Origin of the sequence: Psychrosphaera sp. 1_MG-2023 (genome assembly GCF_030548245.1) — a bacterium.
Classification (GTDB): Bacteria; Pseudomonadota; Gammaproteobacteria; order Enterobacterales; family Alteromonadaceae; genus Psychrosphaera; species Psychrosphaera algicola.
The window spans coordinates 40645-47633 of record NZ_JAUORW010000025.1; the positions used below are offsets into that span (position 1 = coordinate 40645).

Annotated in this window: 5 protein-coding genes; 1 reads left to right on the forward strand and 4 read right to left on the reverse strand. The window is 39.0% G+C overall.

Annotated elements, in window-relative coordinates; genetic code table 11:
* Positions 1-269: 269 nt before the first annotated feature.
* The 4 genes from Q4575_RS18145 to Q4575_RS18160 all read right to left on the reverse strand — a co-directional run bounded on the left by Q4575_RS18145 (position 270) and on the right by Q4575_RS18160 (position 5684).
* The gene (locus Q4575_RS18145; RefSeq protein ID WP_303523754.1) at positions 270-1247 is read right to left on the reverse strand and encodes a family 43 glycosylhydrolase; all 978 of its coding nucleotides are present in this window, start codon (positions 1245-1247) and stop codon (positions 270-272) included.
* A gap of 21 nt (positions 1248-1268) precedes the next feature.
* Positions 1269-2777, reverse strand: a complete 1509-nt coding sequence (locus Q4575_RS18150; protein ID WP_215964389.1) for a sulfatase — start codon at positions 2775-2777, stop codon at positions 1269-1271.
* Position 2778: 1 nt separating this feature from the next.
* Entirely contained in the window at positions 2779-4743 is a 1965-nt protein-coding gene (locus tag Q4575_RS18155) for a glycoside hydrolase family 97 protein (RefSeq protein WP_303523755.1), read from the reverse strand.
* Positions 4744-5267: 524 nt separating this feature from the next.
* On the reverse strand, positions 5268-5684 hold the full coding sequence (locus Q4575_RS18160; protein ID WP_303523756.1) for a DUF4760 domain-containing protein: 417 nt from the start codon (positions 5682-5684) through the stop codon (positions 5268-5270).
* 608 nt (positions 5685-6292) lie between these two features.
* On the opposite strand from Q4575_RS18160, the gene Q4575_RS18165 reads away from it, so the two are divergent.
* Complete coding sequence (locus Q4575_RS18165) at positions 6293-6751, forward strand: hypothetical protein (protein ID WP_303523757.1); 459 nt, start codon at positions 6293-6295, stop codon at positions 6749-6751.
* Positions 6752-6989 lie beyond the last annotated feature (238 nt).

Consider the following 6989-nt stretch of genomic DNA (forward strand, 5'->3'; position numbering starts at 1 on the left):
CGTCATTTGAACATATTACATCGAATGAACTAAAGTGAGGCTTACAGCGCTCCACTACAAATTGTATTTTTAAATATAAAATACAGGGTATGAGGTCATTGATTTAATGTCAACAAATTTAAGTTTACTGCTAGGAATTGAATGAGTCAGTCAGTTGATGTTTGATGAAAATAAAGTGGTATTTGACCTGTGTCAGGCGCTGTTTTGAATAATTATGAGACGGTAAAATTATAAGCATGCCGAGGCTGTCGGCATGCTTATACAGTCTATCAATTTTGAATGATATCGAATCGATGAATGAAAGGTAATTGCTTTTTAGCTTTACCAATTTCAACACCCCATTGAGGCAAGCCACCTTTATTACTGTCGGTAAATGCCTCAGGTCGATAACCACCGGCAGCCCATGGATAACCGATGACGTCGGAGACACGAGTGAAATTAATACCATCTTCAGCAAACATTATTGAATGCTGGATATTGGCAGGCGCTCGATCTCCTATCATTGCCGCAACACCATTACCTTGTGGCCAAACAAAGACTTCGTGATTTCCAGGGATCACTGGTGTATTTGAAACTTTGACATATGGGCCTTGAGGTTTATCCGCTATGGCTAACCCCATTTGTGTTTCTTTTGGGCTTTTCCCTAACTGACGGCCTTTATAATACAGCCAATATTTTCCATCTTTAACGAGTAGGCTTGCATCGTCAATCAAATGACTATCGAAATCACTCTTGGTGTCGCTATTTTTTAAGATTGGTTGATTGGAAACACGCTCCCAAGGACCATATGGCGAGTCGGATACCGCCAGGCCAATCTTTGAATCAGGACTAAATGGGCGTTTATAAGGTTTAGACGTACCGGTATAAAAAAGCCAGTACTTACCTTCTGCAACAAGGATATTGGGCGTGAATACGCTTTCACCTTCCCAGCTTCCTTTTTTCCCTTTTGCTAATGCTTCGCCCTGCTCAACCCAATTATGACCATCAGGGGACGTAGCGTACCAAACGGTTGCATCATATCCAGTGGAAATCTTTCCCTTTGAATACCAAACGTAGTAAATGTTATCAACCTTGATAACATCACTTGGATCACGTCGCATTACCCCAGCTTCAACGCCAATTCCAGTTAACGCTGAGTGTGTGACTGTTACCTTTTGTGGCAGAGCAACATCCGTTGTACTGCAAGCTTGTAATGCCAAAGCGCCTACTAATGTGACTGAAGCTATCGCTGCTGATAGTAATTTCATTATTAAGTATCTCTCTTTTCTTTAACCAACTGGTTTCCAAGGTTCACCAAACTGTGGTTTGTTCGGGTTACTTCTCAAAAACTCTGCGTCTTGATCTTTGTACCACTGATGTAATACTTTACGAAGCTCTTCAACCTTTTCGGGATAATTCTTCGCCAAATCACGGTTTTCGCCAATATCTTCGGCTAAGTTAAATAGTTGCACTTGGCCATCCTCAAAGCGCTCCAATAATTTCCACTTTCCTAAACGAACAGCAGCTCCAGGGAAACCACCTTGGTTTGAGTAATGCGGGTAATGGAAAAATAACGGTCTGTTTTCAAGGCCATTTTCCAATGCCAAAATAGGTTTTAAGCTTTCACCGTCCGACTTTGGAAGCTTGTCTTCATCGATACCTAACATTGCGTAAATCGTTGCCGAGATATCCATCATCGTAACTGGAACGTTACTGGTTTTACCGTTAGATGCACTGCCTGGGACTCGAATTACAAATGGGACTCGTATACCGCCTTCATATAACCAACCTTTTCCGCCATTTAGTGGCAAGTTAGATGTTGGTCTACCTTCAGATGTAGACAAGCCACCATTGTCTGAAAGTAAGATGACAATCGTGTCGTCCTGTAAATTCTGTTTGTCTAGTTCGTTAACGATACGTCCAATATTCTCATCGACTTTTTCAACCATAGAGGCGTATGTTGGGTGTGTTTGAGACACGCGATTTAATCTGGCTTTTTTATTAGGCCAAATTTGTTCGATTTCTGCAAATTCAGATTTTGGATCAGTGCCAGCAAATTTGGCTTCATATTTTTCAACCAAGTCTTTAGGCGCTGCTAATTTAGTATGAACCGAATAATACGACATCAACATAAAAAATGGCTTGTCGGTCTGCGCGTAATTACCGAGTAGGTTAATTGCTTCTGATGTTAAACGATCTGTTAGATATTCACCTTTTGGTCCGCTTTCTAAACGCGGGTTTATATATGGTGAAAAATATCCGCCCATTGGGCTACCAGCAACATGACCGCCAACATTAACGTCAAATCCATAATACTCAGGCCACTCTTGCTCTGTTTGTCCTAAATGCCACTTGCCAAGAAATGCTGTATCGTAACCTTCTTTATTTAACACATTGGCAATGGTGTCATGGTTTTCCGGTAGACTTTCATTAAATGGTGCAGGTTTAAATTTGCCTTCTCTAATTTTGTTTTTCTTAAGTCTATTTCGAAAGAAGTCAGTTGTTCCCATTCTAGTGGGGTGCAAACCCGTTATCAAAGCCGCTCGGGTTGGACTGCAAATCGGGCTTGCAGCGTAGCCATCGGTAAACTTCATACCTTCAGCGGCTAATTTATCCATATTTGGCGTTGAATAATTAGTTTTTGGGTTGTATGTAGCAACATCTGCCCAGCCGAGATCATCAACTAAAATTATCAATACGTTAGGCTTTTTAACTGGTTCAGGCTCTGAAAGGGATGTGCAACCCATCATAAAGGTGGTGGCACAGGCCAAGATACTTAGACTAAGTTTTAATTTCATTTTATTTTCCTTTTTTAATCGGCTTTAACCAAATCGCTTGACCACCGCCTGGCGCTAAGTGCATTTTTAACACATCACTTTGAGTTACTTCACGCGTAATAACTTCATAAGCCTCACGATTAGTTATGTAATGGGTATTGGGCGCATCCGCATAGATTTTGGCTAGGTAAGTTTGATTTGGTTTTAAAAAGTTTAATTTAAGTGGCAAGGTTCCACCGGCTTCATTAATCGCCGCACCAATAAACCACTCTTCACCCGTTCTTCTTGCAGTAACTATGTGCTCATTAATATCACTTGATAACACCATTGATTCGTCCCAAGTAGCAGGCATGTTTTCTAAAAATTCAAACAAGTCCTTTTTTCCTAAATACTCTTCAGGGGCATCTGGAAAGATGATCAATCCGGAAAAAATAATTAAAGAACGCGCTACTTCACTTGCAACTGTGGAATAAACCTCTTCTCTAACATAATCTCGGCTTTGTTTTAGGCCATCTAGCTTAAAGAAACCATTGGACATATCTAACGGTCCAGCAAGTGCATTTATATGTGCCATTTCAACAAAACCTGAGGGTTTATAAGTATACAAACCATCCGTTTGTGCATGAACTGCTTCTCTGGTTACCCAGTTTGGCCATGTTCGTCTCATACCACTTGGAATTACCGGGCTATCGTGAAAATTGATTAATAATTTATGCTTGGCAGCAAGTTCAACAATTTTGAGGGTTTTAATTACCTTGTCTTTTCCACCCAGCTTCATAAAGCCATATTTAACACCAGCGGCTCCCCAACTTGCCCATGTTTCAAATAGCTCATCCAAATCATGATTTACACTTGCCTTATCATTGAGATACAAAATAAAGCCAATGCCTTTCTCATTCGCTTGGTTGATCAGTGCTTTGATATTTAATCCATCAATTTCAGTAAACGGGTCAGACTTGGCGTTATGTTCTGGCCCATACCAATTGGCGTCGATCATCACATATTGCATGTTATTGTTTGAGGCAAAATCAATCATTCGTCTTAGTGATTCATTATCTAAGGCATATGTGTGATCTTCATATTGCTCACCACGTACACGCCAGTCCCAAAAAGATTTACCCGTTTTGATCCAAGACGTATCTTCAATTTGGTTTGGTGGCGATAGACTTATCAACACTTGTGACGTAAGTAGGCTTCCTACAGTTTTACCAAGCTGCAATACGCGCCATGACGTGGCCGATGATGTATCACTAGCTACCAGAGGGGCGCTCGCAACTACAACTTTTGCGGAATCAGATACTGTTTTAAGCTTAATCATACCAGTATCGACACGACCAGCCTCTTGAAACGCTATTGCTGGCATTTGGCTGCTAGTAAACGCAATAGGGATTGCCAAATTCTCATTACTGCTACGCAAAAGACTCGCGGTTTGTTTCGTAGGCTTCATGCCATTATTACTCCATACCTTTGCGTCATGGGCTAAAGTAAATTCTGTTACTTCTTTAAACGTTTTAGTTGTTGATTGGGCTTTGGCTTCTAGCACATGTCTTAAAGCTACGGCATCGTTGAAAACCCTAACCTCTAGGTGACTTATTACGCTTTGAGTTTGTTTATCGATAAGTTTAAATCGAGCTTCGTTGTATCGACTTTTTAGGTCTTCAAACTGGCCCCAAGTTAATGGCGCTGTTTCATCGACAGAACGTTCAGAAAGCAACACTAAATCGTGTTCAGTTGCGACAGTACCTGGTGAGACCAAATCTATATCCGATGGTAAGACAACTGATTTATCGTCGAAAAATACACTGAACTGCGGTGATGTTGTTGACTCCCACGACAAGTTAAGTGCAATAAGACCATCAGGCGATGTTAACGTATGTTGTTCCGTTTTAAAGAGATTATCACTACTTTTACAAGCAAATAATACAAACGTTACACCAGTTACGACAATCAACTTTGAAATGAATTTTGATTTACCAAGAAATAACAAAGCTGTTTACCCCTTTATCTGTTTAACTTGAAAAATATAAAACAATGCAAGGACCTAAAAACCATAAAAATTTATACAAAATTGAAAGGAAAATCGTAATCCTAAAAGAACCTTAGCGATATTTGGGATCTCCAACCGAATGCAGAGGAAATAACAAAATCAGCGACTCTGACCCCGCAGGCCCAAAAAAGGCGCTGCACTGCCAGAAGTTGATGAAAATGTTTTACTAGAAATTGATAAAGCTATCGCGGTTTTGTTTCATAAAGATAAACAGCTCATTAAACTTTATGAAGATAGGTTTTGTTTTGGAAAGTCATTACGTGAGTTAGCTAAGCAATACAACAAGCAATCGAATTATTGTGAGTATCTAAAACTAGCTAATAATAGGAAGTGGTCGCCAATGTATATTAAACAGCTGGTAGATGTGTCGGCAGCTAAGCTTGAGGGTTATTAGCTAAAATATACTAACCGAATATTTTGGACAAAATTGAAGGCTTTTTAGTTTTTATGGGATCAGCGGCCCATCATTCTGCAAGTCTTTCAAATTCACAATAAGCGGTTGGTGCTTGATTTTGTAGCCTTAGAGTCTGAATAAAGGGTTTACACCTTTCGTAAACTCTAGTCACGGTACCACACATAATCTCCTTCATTACAATTTCGTCGTATATACCGTGTCGGATCCCAACAGAAATATATTCATAAAAATTGAGGCAGTATCTAAACTCACTGGCCCCTTTGGTAAATTTCTTGGATTCGTATGCAAAAGATTTTATTGTTTTATCTGCGTTGTTGTGAATCTGGCCTGTAACAGTAATAGCATTGCGCAACTTACCATCATTTTTAGCATGAAGGATTGTATCAATAGAGTTTTTCTTTCTGGCTATATCTCGGTTTGAGTAAATTGCTTGGTAAGCAATAGCAAAGGCTATAAGTCCAGTCATAATGGTTGATACGCTAGGTATCAACCACGGGAAATTGTTAGGGTCTGTGAAATCCAAGTCTACAGTTTATTTAGATAGGCTCGTAATCGTCCTTGAAGACTGGGGTGTGGTTTGATTTGTTTAATGAGTGCATTATCTATCTCCTGATATCGGCATTTATTATTTTACTTGGCCCCGATGATTCGCAATATATGCAATTTTCAGTATTTTTAATTGATAAATGGGATTAAAAAATATGTTAACGTTTTTTAACCCCAAATCACTATTTAAACGTACGCACTTGAAATAAATTAACGTCTTCGATATGTTTATTTTGTTACACATTGTTTTTGATTTGTAACAAATAATGGAATAATAAAAATTGAATAGGAATAAATATATTGTGAAAATTTTAAAAACACTTACCCCTCTATTACTTTGCTTTTTATTTAGTAAAAACGCACTGGCAGCTGATAGCCCCTATGAGCTAGCCGTTTGTGGTGCAAACCCAACACCTGAAACTACAGGAAGCGTTGAACCTCCATCAACGGGTTGGATAGTGCAGCCAGGTACTTCATGGTGCTTCGTTCAAGACAGTATCGTAATAACATGTTGGAAAGAGTGATATTATGTTGGAAAGAGTGAAAAAAATAATTAAATATATACCGGCTATTCTTATTGGTTTATGTCTGCCATTCTTTCTTTCAATTGCAGTACGTGAAATAGGAGATGTTTTTGCAATTCAAGAACACCTTGCTAACACAGAAGACTTAAATGCGGGAAGCACCATCTATTTAGCGGTTTCTGCGCTGGATAGTTTTAATGTATTTTTTACAGTATTAATAGTACTTCTTGTTTATCGAAGTCTAAAAGGAGTACTCCCATATAATTACGTAATGGTGCTTCTCATGCAATTGCCACTACTGCTTGTTACAGTAAGAAGAGAAAGTTATCATTTTGATGTTTCAACTATCTATGGCGTTGGATCCGCAATATCTGCCGTTATTTTGTGTACATCAGTATTTGTATCTTATCTAGTAATTCAGAAGTGCTCGAAGTATTACGGTCAAAAGCAGCAAAGTTTGTAAAAGTACATAACACATAAAAGCAACAAGACGATAGTAAGGGCAAGAATCATGGCTAGATACGGAACAATCACAAGAAAGGAATTAGCAGAAGCAATTGAGCTTCTCCATGTTATACCATTTTGGTTAAATATCTGATCTAATATGGCTAGGTTCATCATAGAGGAATATTCGAAAATTGGCTCATACATCACAGTCACTATTAGCTCTTTCAAGAAAGGAGCCCAATGCAAGAAAACGA

Excerpts from the sequence above, each read along its gene's own strand:
- Q4575_RS18145 (WP_303523754.1), bottom strand. The coding sequence starts at position 1,247 with ATGAAATTACTATCAGCAGCGATAGCTTCAGTCACATTAGTAGGCGCT.
- Q4575_RS18150 (WP_215964389.1), bottom strand. The coding sequence starts at position 2,777 with ATGAAATTAAAACTTAGTCTAAGTATCTTGGCCTGTGCCACCACCTTT.
- Q4575_RS18160 (WP_303523756.1), bottom strand. The coding sequence starts at position 5,684 with ATGACTGGACTTATAGCCTTTGCTATTGCTTACCAAGCAATTTACTCA.
- Q4575_RS18165 (WP_303523757.1), top strand. The coding sequence starts at position 6,293 with ATGTTGGAAAGAGTGAAAAAAATAATTAAATATATACCGGCTATTCTT.